The sequence below is a fragment of the Chryseobacterium sp. 22532 genome, assembly GCF_052044665.1.
GTDB lineage: Bacteria > Bacteroidota > Bacteroidia > Flavobacteriales > Weeksellaceae > Chryseobacterium > Chryseobacterium lathyri.
In genome coordinates this window covers 349,555-368,173 of the sequence record NZ_JBQENJ010000004.1, presented here as the reverse complement: position 1 = coordinate 368,173, position 18,619 = coordinate 349,555, and the positions used below count along the sequence as shown (strand labels likewise).

The window sequence follows — 18,619 nt, the reverse complement described above, 5'->3', positions numbered from 1 at the left end:
CGTCTCATTTTTTTGAGGCGCTTTTTTTTAGCTTATATTAAGACATAACAGACAGGATTGTAAACCAATAAGTAAAATCTATGGTGCTTGTGAACTTAAATTCCAATATTTTTTATATTTTTATTTTAAATTAAAAACATGAAGATTTTATTATTTCCTTTCCTTCTTATTTCTATTATACTAACTGCTCAGAAAAAAGAAAGAAAGCTGATCCTGCTGAAAACAGATACCACCAAGATTCTCAAGCTTAATGATCCTAAAGAAATTCAGGAAAAAATGGGTATGGATCGGAAGGAACAGTATAAAATGCTTACTGTAACCCCAAAAGATACAGCAGCATATATGGCTTTAAAGGAACCCAAAAAGGATTATTCAAAATACAAAATACTGAACCCTGACATTCCTGAAAAAATTGCAGACACAAAAAAGGCTCAGCCTTCCAAATAATTAAAAAAAATAAACAAACCACAAAACCAATTACTATGGGAAAATTTATTATCTCGAAGAGAAAAGACAGTGACTTCAAATTTAATCTGAAAGCCGGCAACGGACAAGTAATTTTAACAAGCCAGGGATATGGCTCAAAGTCATCTTGTGAAAACGGAATAGAATCTGTACGTACCAATTCTCAGGACGATTCAAAATTCGAAAGAAATACGGCTAAAGATGGCCGTTGTTATTTCAATTTAAAAGCAGGAAATGGGCAAATCATAGGAACCAGCCAGATGTATGAATCTGAAAATGGAATGGAAAACGGTATAGAATCTGTAAAAAACAACGCGCCAGGTGCTTCAATAGAGGATGAAACCCTGCTTTAAACTGAGTCCGGGATAAGACATTTCAATTTATCATGATGTAAGGAAGTCAGAAGCTGGAAGAGGGAAGTTATTGAAGTCCAAAGATAGAAATACAGGGTATTTTTAGTAATCTTTATAAAACTACTTCAATAAATTTAAAAGAAATTGTTAATACCGGCCAATAGTAACTTCCATCCTCCAACTTCCATCTTCTAGCTTTTTAATTTTAACTTTTTATCCCTAAATCAGCTTATTTGATATTCCTTAAAATATTCTCAATAAAAATGTCTTATTTTTTAAGGCATTTTTTATTTTTGTATTCTATTTTCTATTAGAAATGACAAAAGAAGAAATGCTCAACAGAGCCATAAAGATAGCTGATAAGGCACATAAAGGTCAAACCGACAAGTACCACGCTCCCTACATCGCTCATGTGATGCGTGTCATGGAGTATGGTAAAACCATAGACGAAAAAATTGTAGGGGTGTTGCACGATGTGGTAGAAGATCATCCGGAAGAATTCAGCCTCGATTATCTAAGAACCGAAGGTTTTCCGGAATACATTATTTTTGCTATAAGCTGCCTTACCAAATTTGATCCCGAAGAGGATTACGATGAATTCGTTAAAAGAACAGAAAGATCACCTCTGGCTGTCGCTGTAAAGCTTAATGATCTCCGCGATAATATGGATCTCCGAAGAGTAAACAGGGAGCTTAGCCCTAAAGATATCAAAAGGTTCAACAAATACCTGAAAGCGTATCGTTATCTGATAGAGAAATATTAATCCGCTCCCGGGAAATCATAGGTTTTTGTAGGATGGTTCGTACCGTCGATATTAATGTTTAAGGCCAGATAGATAAAGTGAAGGTTTTTATTGCCTTTTGCTTCGAATTCGCGCTGCCACAGATAACCCGTCAGGATTCCGAAATAATCATCAATCTGATAGCCAAAACCACCATATACCCTGTTTCTCGCGAAAGTAGGCTTCATTGGACTTACCAGGAAGATCTCGTCATAAGCATTCGCGAAAACAGTTCCTTTTTTAACGGTTTTTGCATTCAGGGGAACACTTATGTTCAGACGGTATCTGTAACGCATTCTTTGGGAAGCTTTATCTGTTGCCGGCTCATAGAACCAGCTTTTCTCTGCACGGAAACGGTTTTCAAACTTGACGATCCCTTTTTTGAGGTCAATAACGTCCTGTAGCCATACTCTGAACTCTTCTCTGCTCAGGCTGTGTTCTTTATAATTCACGTATCTTCCAAGGCCAACAAAAGGTTTGTGATTTTTGGTAAGATTGTATCCCACTCCCCCTTTGATTTCGTAATAATCCGGGTAGGTGTAATCTTCATTTCCTCTCAGCTGACCTTCGGCATAAAGAAAAAATTTGGGATGAAACTTGTAGGTGAGAGTCACTGCATTGAAGCTGGAAACGTGGTCCTGTGCTTTGAAAAAGGTCATACTCAAAAGTAAACTCAGACTTAAAAAAAGTTTCATAAAAAATTTTTGCAAAAATAAATTATTTAACAATTTGTTAATATTAACTTTCATTCATTTCAAATTAACATTTACTTAATATTGATCGTATAGGAGAAGCCTAAGTGGAACCATCTCTGAGGCATTTCTACTCCGAAGGCTTCCGTATATTTTGTATTGGTCAAATTATTGATCAGCACATATACGGAAAAATCTTTTTTCGCAAAACTCAGCTTTTCATCAAGAAGGTTATAAGTTCCAAGATTCATTCTTTCATTATACCTGTAAACCAACTCATTCGTAAAATATTGAAAGAATCTCGTTTCAAGCTTCGCGACAACCTGATGCTTCAGATTATCAAGAATATACCTGGATACAAACTCATTAGACTTCTTCATTTTGCTATCCAGATAAGTATATCCTGCTGTATACTTCAGCCAGTCAAAAACCCTGTGGCTCAATTCTACCTCAATTCCTTTTGTATCTATTTTTCCTACATTCTGAGCGTACCATACCGGATCGGTCATGCTTTTTTTAACCCAATCGATAGAATTGTTGGAATTTCTCATAAATCCGCTCACTTTTGCCAAAATTCTACTGTTCTGGTACTGGTAACCAATTTCAGATGAAACCGCATTTTCCGGAAGCAGATCAGGATTTCCCTGTTCCGTTTTGCTTACATAATAAAGATCGGTAAATGTCGGAACACGGTGAACCTTTGCGATATTTCCATAGATTTTATTGTTCTGATTGAAATTATAGCCAACATCTAATCCAGGATAGAAAAAGTTCCCCTCTTTGGAATAATTCGCCCATGAAATTCCGGGGCTGATGTTCAGCTTTTTATCCAGTAATGAAAAATGATGCTCAAAGAAAACCTGCGAAACAAAACGGTTTCTCTCTCCTAAATTGTTACTGGCCAGAAACTCCTTTCTCAGTTCAACACCGACACCCGTAGTGCCCAATCCCCACTGGTAGCTGGAGTTTATTTCCCCGCCTACATTATTCCCGATATGCATATTTCTGTAACCATCCGGCTTATTCCTGTCATACAAGTACATATCCTGCCCTCTTCTCCAGTATACATTCGAACTTAGTTTCAAATGACTAAACGTCTGCTGATGGGCTAAACTTACTATAGAAGCCTGCGTTTCCTCATATTGCTCGGTAGCACTTTTAGAAGCATAAAAACCGTTAGCCCCAAATTTCTTTTCAGAAAAGCCCGCTTGCAGCTTCAGATCACCGTTTTTAATATTGAGCTTGCTTTGATAGAAAACATTTCGGATTTCGTAATCCGTATTGTACATATAGCCCTGTGATGAGGCAGAATTAGCCTGAAGAGAGTTAGAAAACTTTTCATTTCCCAGCTGTGCGTTGAAGCCGAAGCCGTAGGTTTCGTAATCTCCGCCTTCAGCACTTATTTTCACCCGTTTTCCGGGAGTTGTTTTCGTAATGATATTGATGACGCCGGCATAGGCATTCTGTCCGAATCTTCTGGCAGCCGGACCTTTGATGATCTCAATTCTTTCCACATCATCCATATCTACCGGTACATTCATAGAATTGTGTCCGGTCTGGGAATCATTCATTCTGATGCCATTCAGCAACAGCAATACCTGCTCAAAAGAACTTCCCCTGAAACCTATGTCACTCTGTACACCATTGGCTCCTCTTCTTCTGATATCCATTCCCGGAACCTGTTGAAGAACCTCGTCAATACTTTTTGCAGGAGAATTGGCAATATCTTCTTTCGTAATAACCGTAATATTCTGATTGGCATTTTTATAAGGTGTAGAAATAAATTTTCCCTGAAATTCAATGCTTTCAATATCTGTGGTCTTTTCCTGTGCATGAGCACAGAGCATTGATCCTAATAAAAATATACTTCCAATCTTCTTGATCATAATAGTTCCCGTTTTGTTTTGAATCAGTTTCTTTAATAACGGACCCAAAAGTAAGGGAGTTCCCCAAGAAAGACAAATGATAGTTATCATAAAAAAGATGCAGTAGGATATACTGCATCTTTTGAGGGGAATAACTTCATCTTTTTCTCATTAAATGTGTAACAAGATCTCTGAATAATTTTCTCATTTCTATATTACATATTTATGAATACAATTTTAACTAATTTTAAAATACAAAACAAGAGCAAAATGCAAAAACATATTGAAAATCATAAATTATTTTTCAATTTTATAATTATAAAATAGTTAACATAATCTTATGGATGTTAACAGCTTATCCATCAATTTTTTTTCTGACTGAAAATGGAAATATTTTATTTTTTTTGGCTTGTTGATAATTGAATATAATTATCTGGAAGCAAATATTTAAACGTCTTATTTTCACTAAAATTTTGTAATTTTGTGAGTCTTAATTTTGCGATGAAAATAATCATCTTTCCATACTTTTACAGGCACTTTTAATCAATGCTCAATCTTGGACGGATACAGAACAATTTATCAGGCAGCAGAATTTACACAAGAAAACAGTCACACTGGCACAGATGATTCTCAGTCAGTATATATTTTATGAACATGACTAAAACAGTAGAAATAGATATAAAAAAACAGATCTTCGTTAAGAATGCCCATCTTAATAATCTGAAACATATAGACGTTCTGATCCCGAAAAATAAATTAATCGTAATCACGGGGGTTTCCGGAAGCGGAAAATCTTCCCTGGCATTCGATACCATTTATGCAGAAGGACAGAGAAGATATGTGGAAAGTTTAAGTTCCTATGCACGTCAGTTTTTGGGTAAACTGGAAAAACCCAAAGTGGATGATATTAAAGGGCTTGCCCCTTCCATTGCCATTCAGCAGAAAGTGATTTCTTCCAATCCCCGTTCTACGGTGGGAACTTCTACGGAGATCTATGATTATATGAAACTTCTTTTTGCAAGAATCGGGAAAACTTTTTCTCCGGTTTCAGGCGAAGAAGTAAAGAAGGATTCCGTTTCTGATGTAATCGATTTTATCAAGGCTTCAAAAAAAGACACTTCGTTTTTACTGACAGCTCCCTTGGAATATGACGCAGATAATTTTAAGGAAGCACTGAATGTTTTAAAGCTAGCAGGTTTCACAAGACTTGAGATCAATGGTAATGTAGCAGGTATTGAAGACCTGGAAAGCTTCGGCTTTACTCCTGAAAAAGGGATGACCATTAATCTTGTGATCGACCGTTTTTCTTATGAAGAAGACGAAAGTTTCCTTCAAAGGCTGGCAGATTCTATCCAAATGGCATTTTACGAAGGTCATGGCTATTGTTCACTAAAAAACCCGGATACCGGAAAGGTAAAAGAGTTTTCCAATAAATTTGAGCTGGATGGTATGGAGTTCCTTGAACCGAATGTTCATTTTTTCAGCTTCAACAACCCTTACGGAGCATGTCCGGCATGTGAAGGTTACGGAAAAGTGATCGGAATAGATGAAGATCTTGTTATTCCTAATAAAACACTATCCGTTTATGAGGATGCAGTCGTTGCCTGGAGAGGTGAAAGCATGAGTGAATGGAAAAAAGCATTTATTAAAAAAGCCGGAGACTTCCCTATCCACAAACCTTATCATCAGCTCACCAAAGAGCAAAAAAGTTTTCTGTGGAAAGGAGACGGTAAAAGCAGTTTCCCTTCTATTAATAATTTCTTCAAAATGCTTGAAGAAAATCTGTACAAGATCCAGTACCGAGTTATGCTTTCCCGATACAGAGGAAAAACACTCTGTCCTACTTGCGAAGGCCTGAGATTAAGAGAAGAAACGAGCTGGGTAAAGGTAAACGGGCACAATATCCAGTCTATGATTGAGCTTCCTCTTGATGAATTGTATCCTTTAATAGATGGGCTGAAACTTTCCGAGCATGATCAGGATGTAGCCAAAAGGTTATTGTACGAAATCAAAACCCGTATCGAATTTTTATTAAAAGTAGGTTTAGGTTATTTAACGTTAAACAGAACCTCCAATACCCTTTCAGGTGGTGAAAGTCAGAGAATTAACCTTGCAACAAGTTTGGGAAGTTCTCTTGTAGGATCTATCTATATCCTGGATGAGCCTTCTATCGGTCTTCACTCAAGAGATACCGAAAACCTGATCGAAGTTTTAAAAAACCTTCGGGACCTGGGAAATACCGTAATTGTTGTTGAACACGATGAAGACGTTATGAAAGCTGCTGACTATATTATTGATATTGGCCCTGAAGCAGGCTATCTTGGTGGTGAACTGGTATTTGCCGGAGATTATAATGATCTTAAAAATGCGGATACGCTTACTTCAAAATATTTAACCGGAAGGATGGAAATTGAGGTTCCTAAAAAGCGCAGAAAAGCCAAGGAATGGATCCACATCAAAGGAGCAAGACAAAATAATCTGAAAAATATAGATGTAGATGTTCCTTTGGAAAGCCTTACGGTGATCTCAGGAGTTTCCGGAAGCGGAAAATCTACGCTGATGAAGGAAATTTTAACCAACGACATCCAGATCCAACTTGGGATGGGTGGCAAAAAAGGAGATTATGATTCTGTAGAATTCCCAAAGAAACTGATTAAAAACATTGAGCTGATCGATCAGAATCCGATTGGAAAATCTTCACGATCCAATCCTGTTACTTACTTGAAAGCGTATGATGACATCAGAGATCTTTTTGCCAAACAGAAAGTTTCAAAAATGATGGGTTACAAGCCCAAGCATTTCTCTTTCAACGTAGACGGCGGAAGATGTGACGAATGCAAAGGAGAAGGTGTGATCAACGTATCCATGCAGTTCATGGCAGATATTGAGCTTGAATGTGAAGTATGTAAAGGTACCCGTTTTAAAAACGAAATCCTGGAAGTGAAGTTCGATGAGAAAAGCATTTCTGATATTCTTCATATGACGGTGGATGAAGCTTTGGAATTCTTTAAAGACAATAACGAAGAAAAGATCGTCACAAAACTGAGACCGCTTCAGGAAGTCGGATTAGGCTATCTGCAGCTGGGGCAGAGCTCTTCTACCCTTTCCGGTGGTGAAGCACAGCGTGTAAAACTGGCATCATTCCTTGTCAAAGGGGTTACGACAGACAAAACCCTGTTTATTTTTGATGAACCTTCTACAGGACTTCACTTCCATGATATTCAGAAGTTACTGAAATCCCTACAGGCACTTATTGATCTTGGTCATTCGGTAATTGTTATTGAACATCAGCCGGATATTATCAAATCTGCAGATTATATTATAGATATTGGCCCGGAGGCAGGAAAATATGGCGGTGAAGTTGTTTTTGCCGGAACCCCGGAAGACCTGGCGAAAGATAAAAAATCGCATACCGCAAAATATATCAAGGAAAAACTTGAAAGCTAAATATGAATAGAGAGCCAATAAATGGCTCTCTATTTTTTTAACCATTGAGGTTTATTTAATTTGTTTAAAATGTAAGTTGAGTTTCGCATGAAAACTTTTTTAAACCACAAAAGTCACAAAAGCTTTTTGACACTTAAGTGATTAAAGATTTAATGCTTTATGAATAAGAAGTTCACTTAAGTTTTAAAAAATCATAGATTTTTTGTATCAGATCTTCAAAGCTTTAAACCTTAAACGTTGAACTCTAAACCCTTCAAAGATTATACAAAAACGGGCTTTGTTTAATGTAAGCTTCATCATCGATCTGGGACACCAAAAACTCAGACAGATCTGCTGCACTGATTTTCTCTCCTGGACAATCCGTCAGATTCGTTTCTGTTCTGAAGTGCTCGGAAGTAGAAATTATTAACGGAAGTCTCACCAATGTCCAATCCAGATTACTCTTCACAAGAATTTCATATTCATCCTGTTTGTCTTTTGTTGTCTTTGGATAATTCTGATACATCCACTCAGTTGCCATTTTTACTTTATCATTTTTATGATCAAAAGGCGTGTTAACGTTCAAACCGGTGATAGTAATATATCTTTTAATTCCGTGAGAATTCATCGACTGTATAATATTTTTTGTAGCATCCGTGAATATCGGTTCTTCTCCGGCAGGCTGTCCTATTTTACTGATTACCGCACTGCAACCTTTAATAAGACGGTTCACAGCTTCAGAATCTCTTGCATCTCCCTGTACGATTTCAATTAAAGGATTTTCAATAGTAAAATTTTTAGGAGTCCGAAGTAACAGTTTCATGGGATGTTTTCTTTTCAAAAGCTCCTGGACAAGGTAATGTCCTGTTTTTCCTGTGCCACCTATTACGGCTATTGTATTTGTTTTCATAATGATCTCTTTTGTTGGTGAAATATGATCCAATAATGAATGAGAATGCCTCATCAGTTATCGTCAGATTTCTTTTTGGGTATTAAATAATAGAATAACAGGGTTCATAAAATTTGAACCTTAGGATCTCAAGTACTTAGAAATGCACTTGAATAATGATATTTATAAAGAGATTTTAATGAGTCAAATATAACTATTTATTTTAAAAAGATAAAACTTTAGAATCAAACGCTATTTAGCCTTAATTTTTTATCTTAGAAAACAAAATCATTTATTATTCATTCACTGGTTTTTTACCTTTTTTAATCTGATTAAACAATATGAATTATAAAATTCTATCTGCTCTTCTGTTTATTCTGTTATTATGCAGAGCGCATCAAAAAAATGATCAATTCAGATAATAATCAACGATATGGATCACTGGTATATTGATAAAAAGAAGTGACAAGGGAAAAACACTTGAAAAAACACCATTGTAAACATTCTGAATAACAGTTGATTACAAACTTATCCACAATAAACTGTGGATAAGTTGTGAATTTTAACATTAAATTCATGTTTCGTATTAAAAATTGTACTACATTTACTATGTAATACAACTGAAATGAAATCATTTTTTGCTTTTTTCAGCTTTGAAATTGCAATTAAATTTGAAATAAAAATTTAAGCACAGCATTGTCGGCTGTGCTTTTTTATTGTTGTCTAATTAAAAAAATGAGATGTATTTATCTACTGGATCCGCTCCTAAAGAGCGGATTCTTTTTATGCACAGGTTCAGTTCCTGTCCTGAATGAATTCTGAATAAAATCATTGAAAAACAAACCGCAATTATTGGAAAGTTTTTATTTATTTAAATTAATTAGTATTTTTATTTTTCCAAGGCCTCATAGTTCAACGGATAGAATAGAAGTTTCCTAAACTTTAGATCCAGGTTCGATTCCTGGTGAGGCCACAAGTGTAAATAAACAATAAAATACCGGCAGCCCTGTTATATTTATCGTAGTTGTATGTATTCCTTAAAGCCAGGCAAGTAGCTGCATGTCAACTTTATTATTTTTTAGGTATTTTCATTACATTTATAAAATCCTCCCGCATTACCTTAGTCATGTGTTTTGCGATAGTTGTGCCAGGCCAGAGGAGACGGGCGCCGACCGCCGAATAATCTCCGGTACTACTGCAACTTGAGTATGTGAAACCTTCTCCCCCTCCAGCTTCATCACTTAAATTACACATCACTTCATATTTGTGTTGATATACGTTCCGGTCATAGTTATTGAAGTCAATTACTTCACCATTCCACACGGCTTTATTTGCTTTCCATAATCTGAACATAGAGATAGCAGCCTCTTTATCCTCTATAGTATATGCAGATACGTCAGGTTCCAGATCGGGATCTATATTAAGGATTTTACAGATATCCTCGTAGCTGTTGACTTCTGATTTGGAATTTATTGTACTTATTTTTAATGATTCATTACCCGTTTTTATTATTTTTTCAGGTATTCTCATCATATTCATAAAATCCTGCTGCATCACCTTAGTGACGTGTTTTGCTATGGTAATGCCAGGCCAGAGGAGGCGGGCACCGACATGGCTCCTGTTGCTGACAGGACGGTAAGTAAAGTACATCAAACCTGAATCCGGATCAACTTCATCACCCAGATCAAACAAAATTTCATACTTCTCCTGATCATCGTCATTGAAATCAATCATTTCGCCATTCCACGCAGCCTTATTTGCGTTCCACAATCTGAACAGGGAAACAGCAGCCTTTTGATCCTCTTCATCATAGGCAGATACATCTGGTTTCAGGCCAGGATGTATGTTCAGTATTTTACAAATATCTTCATAACTGTTCATTTCCAATTCGAAATTCATTTTTAATTAGCTAATGATAGGTAGTCCATTCTTTTCCTCCCAATATTACTCATCCTATGAAATATACCTCAATTAAATGATTGTCTGTAACTTAAAGGAGTTTTTTCCATTTTCTTTTTAAAAAGCTTATTGAACGATTGAGGATGCTCAAATCCTAAAGCATAAGCGACTTCCGATACTGAAAAATTCGTAGCTATAAGATATTCTTTAGCCTTTTCGATCAGTTTTTCATGAATGTGCTGCTGGGCATTCTGTCCCGTAAGGTTCCGGAGCATATCACTCAGATAATGCGGCGAAAGGTTCATTTCTGAGGCCAGGAACTCCACGGTGGGAAGTCCTTTGGTTAATGTTTCCTGTTTATTGAAATAGTCTTCCAGTATACCTTCCATTTTAGATAAAATATCACTGTTGACTGCTTTTCTGGTGATAAACTGTCTTTTATAAAAGCGGTTGCTGTAATTCAGCAGAACCTCAATATAAGACACAATAACGTCCTGGCTGACTTCGTCAATCGCTGTATTCAGCTCATTCCTGATATTATCCAGTAATCCGGTGATGATTGTTTTTTCCTGATCAGATAGATGCAGTGCCTCATTGGTATCATAGGAAAAGAACCCGAATTTTTTAATGTTCTTGCCCAAAGGATAGGTCCGTATAAAATCCGGATGTACAAGCAGCGTATATCCACAGTATTCTGCGTCTGCATCGGTAGAAAGAATCTGTCCCGGCGCCGTAAACATCATGCCTCCTTCGTTAAAATCATAATATCCCTGTCCGTAGCCCATCTTTCCATGTTCAGAAAACTTATACGAAATCTTATAAAAATTCAGGTAAAAGCTTCTGTTCAGCAATTCCTTATTCACAATCATTTTTGTATTATCTACCAGGCTTACTAACGGATGAAGCGGTTTAGGAAGTTTCAGCAGGTCGTGAAGCTCCGATATGGATGAAATTTTCATAGGTGTATTATCCTTCTTTTCCATGATATAAATGTATTAAATATTTGAATTAAAAGACAGCATAAATAAAATCTATGCCGTCTCAATATTTAAAAATATCTTAAATAAACTGTTTGCCGAACTGCTCTCTGAAAGCTTCAGCTCCCAGTTCAAGACGCTGGGCATATAATGCTTTTGCATCCTCTCCTGCTACGTATCTTAACTGCTTCTTGCCATCTGTAGCTGCTTCATATACCACTTCAGCAATCTGTTCAGGTTTGGAAGCCGCTTCCATCATTCCTTCCATACTGGAAAAAAGGGAATTGGTAATCTCTTCATAGGCCGGGCTCGTTGCGGAATCTAAAGAACGACTTACAAAATCGGTCTTAATTCCTCCTGGAGATACAGTTTTGATATCAATGCCGAATTTATTCAGTTCATAAGATAGACTCTCGCTCCAACCCTCCAGCGCCCATTTGGTTGCATGATAGGTTGAACCCAAAGGAAATGCAATCAATCCTCCGATTGAGGTGGTAGAAATAAACATTCCGCTCTTTTTCTCTCTGAAATATGGAATAAAAGCTTGTGTTACACGAATCACCCCAAGAAGGTTGGTATCCAGCTGTTTTAAAATCTGCTCATCTTTTAAGGCTTCCAAAGGACCAATAAGCCCATATCCTGCATTATTGAAAACCACATCTACATTCCCCAGCTCAAGGGCTTTATTTACAGTCGATTTTATCTGTTCCAGATTGGTAACGTCCAAAGGAAGCAGGGTTACATTGTCCAAGGCGGCAAGTTCAGAAGCTGCTTCCGGGTTTCTCATAGTAGCAATAACGTTCCAGCCTCTGCTTTGAAATAATTGGGCAGCCGCTTTTCCTAATCCTGTTGAAGCGCCTGTTATAAAAATTGTTTTCATTTTGTTCTGTATTAAATTAACAGGACAAAGGTCAGGATTCGAATAAAGGCTGGAGTTGCCAAATTGGACTAACGTGTATCCAAAATGGATTTTAAATAGTTTTTTGAAGGAATTATCTCAAAATAGAAAGGCCCGGATTTAAAATCCAGGCCTTGTTTATTAAAAAGAGAAATGCAGTATAAGCTGTGAATTCTCTTCAGATTATCTTAAAATTTATAGACAAATGAATTGATATTCATCCCTGCTCCTACAGAAGCAAATAAAACCACATGTCCTTCTTTTATTTCATGGGAAGGAAGTTCTCCATTCAGGATCATCGTAAGCAACGTTGGAATGGTAGCCACACTGCTGTTCCCTAATTTATCGATTACCATCGGCATGATATTCTCAGGCATTGTCAAATCATAAAGCTGATAAAAACGTTTTACAATCGCCTCATCCATTTTCTCATTGGCCTGATGGATGATAATTTTATCTAGCTGATCTATAGAATATCCGCTTGCATCCAGACACTTCTTCATAGCATCCGCCACATTTACAAGAGCAAATTCATAAATTTTTCTGCCTTCCATTTTGATATATTTCGTATCAGGACAGCTTTCATTGTTATATGACTTACCAAAGAAAAGGTAATCTTTTTCGTTCAGGGTATAAGAAGCCGATAAATGGGACTGTATTCCTTTACCATCTTCACTTATTTCCATGATAACTGCTCCTGCACCATCCGCATAGATCATACTGTCCCTGTCGTGAATATCAACGACTCTGGAAAGTGTTTCTGCACCAATAACCAGGCAGCGTTTTGCTATACCCGATTTGATGAAGGCATTAGCCTGTATCACACCTTCTATCCAGCCCGGACATCCGAACAGAACATCATAGGCTACACAGAAATTATTTTTGATCTTTAGAAGATGTTTTACTCTTGAAGCCAGACTTGGCACACTATCCGACTGAACGGTGCCAAAGCGGACATCACCAAAATTATGGGCAAATATGATGTAATCCAGGGTCTCCGGATCTATTTTTGAATTTTCTATTGCTCTCTGTGCTGCAATCAGCCCCAGATCTGAAGTCACCTGATCCTCAGATGCGTATCTTCTTTCTTCTATGCCGGTAATTTCCTTGAGCTTTCTGGCAATAATATCATTCGCTTCCTTTAATGACTCCCCGTTTTTATTAATAAAATGATGCTTGTCAAAAAATAAATTTGTAATTGTTTCCGGCGGAATATAATTGCCGACTCCTATAATCTTGCTTGTCATTAAAAAAAAATTATAATCTTCTTAAATTCATTTTGGTTTTTTCATGAATTTAAATATTGTACAATATTAACGATAAAATATCTATTAATCGTATGATAAAATAGAATTGAATATTTATATTGGTATTCAGAGCATAAAATGAAACATTACCATCCCTCAGATCGCTTTCTATCATTAGATTTTCACTTCATTCTCAATCCCTTAGATTGTTGTTTTCATTTTTTGTAAATTCGCATGCTTATGGCAGCCTATATTCTTGAAAATACAAGCATCAATATACTTTCCGTTTATGATCTCCTGAAACATACTTCAGGCAGCGCATTCCTGGAGATCAGAGATTTTCATAATATCTATCCTACTGCCATCGAAAACAATATAGGCGTTTTTACTAAAAGATCCCCGTTAAAAGATTTCCCGGAGGTTTCCGTCAGCCAGATTGGCAGCTCTATAATAAGCACATGTACCTGCCATACCCCTAAAGACAAACTTTGTGAGCATCAGGCAGAAATCATCCACTGTATCATAGAGGAGAAAAAATTCAGGACTTTCTTTGATCCTTTTCTTCGTAAGAAACTGTTTATTGCTAAAGCTAAAAGTTACGGCTTAGAAAATGAACCGGAACTTGATATCTATTTTGAGCTTGAATATGTTAATGACAAAATCGAAGTAAAGCCTAAGATCAGAGAAATGTTACCTATAGATGAGGATATTTTTAAACAGCAGCTTCTTCCTCAACGTTCTTCAGTAATCAATCAATTAGCATTACAGGACAGTGGGAAGAGAAAAATACTGGTCATCGGAAGGCACCGTTATTACAGCCACCTGAATTTTTCACTCATGGAAGCTGAAACTACCCAGGCAGGAAAACTCAAAAATCCTGTCCATCCTGTTGATGCCATGCAGCTTATCTGGAAAGCTGAAGAGCCACAGCATATTAAATTCTACACTGCTGTTTCAGCGTTTCAGAATAATTATAATGAGGATTACAATACTGCAGAGCTGGAAGCTCTAAAACTGATCGTACAGAATCCGCTTGGGCTGGAAACTTATTATCATGACCGTGAGCTGTCCGAGACCGTTTCATCAAAATCTCTTGTCCCTGTACATCTTGAGGTTTTGCAGGCAGAAATACAGCTTAGCGTATTCAAAAAGGAACCTTTTTATGAGATAACCGGAGCGTTAGAATTCAATGATGTATCCATTCCTTTTAAAAATATAATGATCAGGAATGAATATTTTGTCTACAGCCGGAATACTTTCAGTTTTGTAGATGATCCGGATATGCTGAGGATAATTAAATTTTTTAAAACCAATAATGAGATCCTGCTTGTTCATTCCTCGAAATATGAAGGATTCATGAAAAATATTCTTTCTTCACTGGAAGAACGTATTCATATCAATTATAGCTACATACAGCCTGCAACACCAGTACAGCTTGAAGAAGAAAGCCACAGTAACGAATGGGTCATTTATCTTCGCCAGCAGGGAAATTACATTGCTTTGACTCCGGTCATGAAATATGGACAGGCAGAAGTTGCCGTCTATTCCAGGAAACAGCTTTTCGGAACGGATCAGAATGGAAATGTATTTAAAATTGACAGAAATGACGCAGAAGAAGCCCGTTTTACCTATCTCATTATGAAGCAGCACCCCGACTTCGAAGCACAGATGGACGGCTATGATTATTTTTATCTGCATAAAGATAAGTTCCTGGATCAGGACTGGTTTCTTGGTGCTTTTGAAGTATGGAGACGTGAAGGTGTTGTCATTCTTGGATTCAATGAGCTTAAAAATACTAAACTCAATTCTTACAAAGCAAAAGTCAATATTCAGATTACCAGTGGGCTGGATTGGTTCAATGCTAAATTAAAGGTAAGCTTCGGACAGAAGGATGCCACATTGAAACAGCTTCATCGCGCTATACGCAACAGAAGTAAATTTGTACAGCTGGACGACGGGACGCTCGGGGTTCTCCCGGAAGAATGGATCAACAGGATGAATGAATTTTTCCGGATCGGGGAAATTGATGCTGAGGAACTTAAAATTCCAAAGATCAATTTTACGGAAGTGTCTTCACTGTTTGAAAAGGATATTTTGAGCAGCGAGGTACAGGAAGAGCTTTCTTCTTATTCACTTCAGTTCTCATCCGTTAAAGATATTCCCCAAATCGATATTCCTTCAGAATTGAAAGCTGTTTTGAGGGATTATCAGCATGACGGACTGAACTGGCTGAGCTTTTTGGACAGGTTTAATTTCGGGGGATGTCTTGCGGATGATATGGGTCTTGGAAAAACACTTCAGGTGATCGCGTTTATTCTTTCTCAACGTAAAAAACGAGGCCATGTTACCCATCTTGTCGTAGTTCCTACTTCCTTGCTCTTCAACTGGCAGGAAGAGATTAACAGGTTCGCTCCTTCAATAAGTGTAATGACTCATTATGGAGCCGAAAGACTGAAAACTGCAGAACATTTTTCTGAATATGAGGTAGTACTTACCAGCTATGGAATGTTACTTTCGGATATCCGTTTTCTGAAAGACTTCCGTTTTAACTGTGTTTTCCTTGATGAATCACAGACAATTAAAAATCCTAATTCAGAAAGATATAAAGCAGCCCGCTTGTTGAATTCAAGAAACAGGTTTGTTCTTACAGGGACTCCTATTGAAAACAACACTTTCGATCTTTACAGTCAGCTTTCTTTTGCCTGTCCGGGACTTTTGGGAAGCAAGCAGTATTTTAAAGACATTTATGCCGTTCCCATTGATAAATTTGAATATGGTAAGCGTGCCCAGGAGCTTCAACAGAAAATAAAACCTTTTATTCTCCGCAGGACAAAAAAGCAGGTTGCCAAAGAGCTTCCTGAAAAGACGGAAATGGTGATCTACTGCGAAATGGATACTGAACAGCGTAAAATCTATGATGCTTATGAAAAGGAACTCCGTGAATTTATTGCCGCGAATGATGACGATGATCTGAATAAAAACAGCATGCATGTTCTTACCGGGCTTACCAGGCTCAGACAGATCTGTAATTCTCCTGTACTATTAAAAGAAGGATATTCCGGCGATCATGCCGTGAAAATAGAAATACTGATGGAACAGATCCAAAGTAAGTCGAAAGATCATAAAATCCTTGTATTCTCACAATTTGTAGAGATGCTGGACTTGCTTAAAGCTGAACTTGAACGTAAAAAGATTCCTTTTGAATATCTTACGGGACAAACCAAAAACAGAGGCAAGACCGTTAATACTTTCCAGGAGAATGAAGAGATCCGGGTATTCCTGATCAGTTTAAAAGCGGGCGGCGTAGGCCTTAACCTTACTCAGGCAGATTATATTTACCTCGTAGATCCGTGGTGGAATCCTGCAGCGGAAAACCAGGCGATCGACCGTAGTTATAGAATCGGTCAGACTAAGAATGTGATTGCAGTCCGGCTGATCTGTTCAAATACTGTGGAAGAGAAGATTTTAAGTCTTCAGAAAAAGAAAAATGAGCTGGCCCAAAATCTGCTTCAGACTGACGGAACAGGCATTCAGAAGCTGTCGAAGCATGATTTATTAGAAATACTGGAATCAAAATCATTGTAAAACCTTTCAACACAATATTCAGTTATACCTGACTAAAAAGAAAACCGACAGATAGAATCTGCCGGTTAAAAAAAACAAAAATTGATATGGATATGATTAGATAAAGTGTTCTTATTTTTTAATGATCTTTTTGATGATGCTTTTTTTATCTTTAGTGTAGATCCTGATCAGATAAGTCCCGGGAGTAAAGCCATTCATATTAACAACACCGGATATTCCTTCTAAAAGCTTCTGTCCAGATACGCTATAAACTTCATATTTTTCAAGTCCGCCTTCTGTTTGTACCGTTATGGAACCTGATGTAGGATTTGGGTATATTTTTGCAGATGATTTTTTTGTTACCTCCGATGTAGCCAGATTGGATGCCAGCACATTTAAAGTATAATCTTCAACCTGTCCAATGAACCACCCTGCTGGACATGGGAGATTTTCCAAAGTTCCCATCCATGAATTAGATTCATAAGCTTTAACAATTCTGAACCGGGTTGATCCCAGCATTGCATCAGCAGGAATGCTGATCGTTCCAGACGTTACTCCAGACTGTCTGCCGGGAATAGGATCAGAATTATCCAGATAGCCTAAATTAAACGCTTCGTTCGGATCAAAAGCATTATTGTGATTAAGATCGATATAGGCATACACTGAGACGGTTGTCTGTCCCTGAGTTCCTCCAGTGACGGTTATTGGATAAGAATTACCTCTGTTCACACTGAAAACTGTAGATGTAAAGTTCTCAACTGCGTCTGAAGTTCCGTCTATATGACTTTCGTTGGAAATTCCTGTAAATTCTATCTTTGTAATTTCACTAACAGTCAGGGTTGTGACATTTTCAGCTCCGCAGTAGGGCCATGGGAAAACCATATTATTTCCTGCAATATTTACAGTGTAATCTTCGGTTTGTCCCGCTCTTAAGCTGGTATCACAAGCTGTAGTGATCGAATTCGGTGCGTTGGGATCAGAATAAGCAGCTGTATTGGTATTTTTCAGTACTCTCATTCTTGTGGCACCGGATGCTGCATTCGCGGGAACTGTAATGGTACCGTTAATCGTAAAGGCATTAAAAGGATTCGCTGCTGCCAGTCTGCCTATATAAAAATTTTCTCCCGCATCATCAAAATTACCGTTCTTGTTAAAATCAATAAAAACCACAACGTCACTTGGAAAAGTACCGGAGGGCCCTTTTATAGAAATCTGATAACTGTTTCCGGCCTGAAGATCTACAGACAGTGAGGTAAAATCCTCATAAGGCTGCGCATTCCCTGATTGTGAAGTTGAGGTATTATTGATATTTCCAAAACTTACATTGGTGATCATATTGCTATCTGTACCATATTGAAATGCAGGAGTACAGTATTGTGCATTCATCATCATATAGAATACCACAGCAGAAAAAGTAGATAATTTCTTCATTTATTCTTTTATTTTGTTGAGACAAATTTATATTTATTTAGAATCAATAAAAATAAGAATCGAATGATATTTATCACTTTTAAAAGAATAATTAAAAAAATAAGGCAGATAATTTAATAATTCTCAGATAAA

General features: G+C 37.2%; 13 protein-coding genes and 1 tRNA gene. 6 read left to right on the top strand and 8 right to left on the bottom strand.

The window, feature by feature from the left end; genetic code table 11:
• Window positions 1-138 precede the first annotated feature (138 nt).
• The 3 genes from ACTJIV_RS12990 to ACTJIV_RS12980 all read left to right on the top strand — a co-directional run bounded on the left by ACTJIV_RS12990 (window position 139) and on the right by ACTJIV_RS12980 (window position 1,581).
• On the top strand, window positions 139-447 hold the full coding sequence (locus tag ACTJIV_RS12990) for a hypothetical protein (protein ID WP_223559631.1): 309 nt from the start codon (window positions 139-141) through the stop codon (window positions 445-447).
• A 35-nt stretch (window positions 448-482) separates the two neighbouring features.
• Window positions 483-818: a YegP family protein gene (locus ACTJIV_RS12985; RefSeq protein WP_440627953.1), complete on the top strand. Its 336-nt coding sequence runs from the start codon at window positions 483-485 to the stop codon at window positions 816-818.
• Window positions 819-1,134: 316 nt separating this feature from the next.
• Window positions 1,135-1,581 carry a phosphohydrolase gene (locus tag ACTJIV_RS12980; RefSeq protein WP_111953164.1) on the top strand — a complete coding sequence of 149 codons (447 nt, stop codon included), beginning with the start codon at window positions 1,135-1,137 and terminating at the stop codon, window positions 1,579-1,581.
• On the opposite strand, the gene ACTJIV_RS12975 is transcribed toward ACTJIV_RS12980, so the two are convergent.
• Entirely contained in the window at window positions 1,578-2,294 is a 717-nt protein-coding gene (locus ACTJIV_RS12975) for a DUF2490 domain-containing protein (RefSeq protein WP_111953595.1), read from the bottom strand. The two genes, ACTJIV_RS12980 and ACTJIV_RS12975, sit on opposite strands and share 4 nt — an antisense overlap.
• Before the next feature lie 71 nt (window positions 2,295-2,365).
• The gene (locus tag ACTJIV_RS12970; protein ID WP_440627950.1) at window positions 2,366-4,177 is read right to left on the bottom strand and encodes a TonB-dependent receptor plug domain-containing protein; all 1,812 of its coding nucleotides are present in this window, start codon (window positions 4,175-4,177) and stop codon (window positions 2,366-2,368) included.
• A gap of 633 nt (window positions 4,178-4,810) precedes the next feature.
• Here ACTJIV_RS12970 and uvrA point away from each other — a divergent pair.
• Entirely contained in the window at window positions 4,811-7,603 is a 2,793-nt protein-coding gene (uvrA, locus tag ACTJIV_RS12965) for an excinuclease ABC subunit UvrA (protein ID WP_111953162.1), read from the top strand.
• A 253-nt stretch (window positions 7,604-7,856) separates the two neighbouring features.
• Here uvrA and ACTJIV_RS12960 read toward each other — a convergent pair whose 3' ends face one another.
• Window positions 7,857-8,492 (bottom strand): NAD(P)-dependent oxidoreductase, encoded by a 636-nt coding sequence (locus tag ACTJIV_RS12960; RefSeq protein WP_440627948.1) that lies wholly within the window; start codon window positions 8,490-8,492, stop codon window positions 7,857-7,859.
• An 880-nt stretch (window positions 8,493-9,372) separates the two neighbouring features.
• Between ACTJIV_RS12960 and ACTJIV_RS12955 the strand changes: the two genes are divergently transcribed.
• Window positions 9,373-9,444: transfer RNA gene (locus ACTJIV_RS12955), tRNA-Arg, on the top strand.
• Between the two features lie 98 nt (window positions 9,445-9,542).
• Here the strand turns inward: ACTJIV_RS12955 and ACTJIV_RS12950 are convergent.
• The 4 genes from ACTJIV_RS12950 to ACTJIV_RS12935 all read right to left on the bottom strand — a co-directional run bounded on the left by ACTJIV_RS12950 (window position 9,543) and on the right by ACTJIV_RS12935 (window position 13,492).
• Window positions 9,543-10,370: a hypothetical protein gene (locus ACTJIV_RS12950; RefSeq protein ID WP_440627946.1), complete on the bottom strand. Its 828-nt coding sequence runs from the start codon at window positions 10,368-10,370 to the stop codon at window positions 9,543-9,545.
• Between the two features lie 68 nt (window positions 10,371-10,438).
• Window positions 10,439-11,353, bottom strand: a complete 915-nt coding sequence (locus ACTJIV_RS12945; RefSeq protein WP_336379388.1) for a helix-turn-helix domain-containing protein — start codon at window positions 11,351-11,353, stop codon at window positions 10,439-10,441.
• 76 nt (window positions 11,354-11,429) lie between these two features.
• Window positions 11,430-12,227, bottom strand: a complete 798-nt coding sequence (locus tag ACTJIV_RS12940; protein WP_440627944.1) for an SDR family oxidoreductase — start codon at window positions 12,225-12,227, stop codon at window positions 11,430-11,432.
• 206 nt (window positions 12,228-12,433) lie between these two features.
• The gene (locus ACTJIV_RS12935) at window positions 12,434-13,492 is read right to left on the bottom strand and encodes a 3-oxoacyl-ACP synthase III family protein (protein WP_111953152.1); all 1,059 of its coding nucleotides are present in this window, start codon (window positions 13,490-13,492) and stop codon (window positions 12,434-12,436) included.
• A gap of 240 nt (window positions 13,493-13,732) precedes the next feature.
• Here ACTJIV_RS12935 and ACTJIV_RS12930 point away from each other — a divergent pair, with 240 nt between their 5' ends.
• A complete protein-coding gene (locus ACTJIV_RS12930) occupies window positions 13,733-17,077 on the top strand; it encodes a DEAD/DEAH box helicase (protein ID WP_440627941.1) in 3,345 nt (1,114 codons plus the stop codon).
• A 111-nt stretch (window positions 17,078-17,188) separates the two neighbouring features.
• Here the strand turns inward: ACTJIV_RS12930 and ACTJIV_RS12925 are convergent, their stop codons facing one another.
• The gene (locus tag ACTJIV_RS12925; protein ID WP_440627939.1) at window positions 17,189-18,487 is read right to left on the bottom strand and encodes a GEVED domain-containing protein; all 1,299 of its coding nucleotides are present in this window, start codon (window positions 18,485-18,487) and stop codon (window positions 17,189-17,191) included.
• Between the last annotated feature and the right edge of the window lie 132 nt (window positions 18,488-18,619).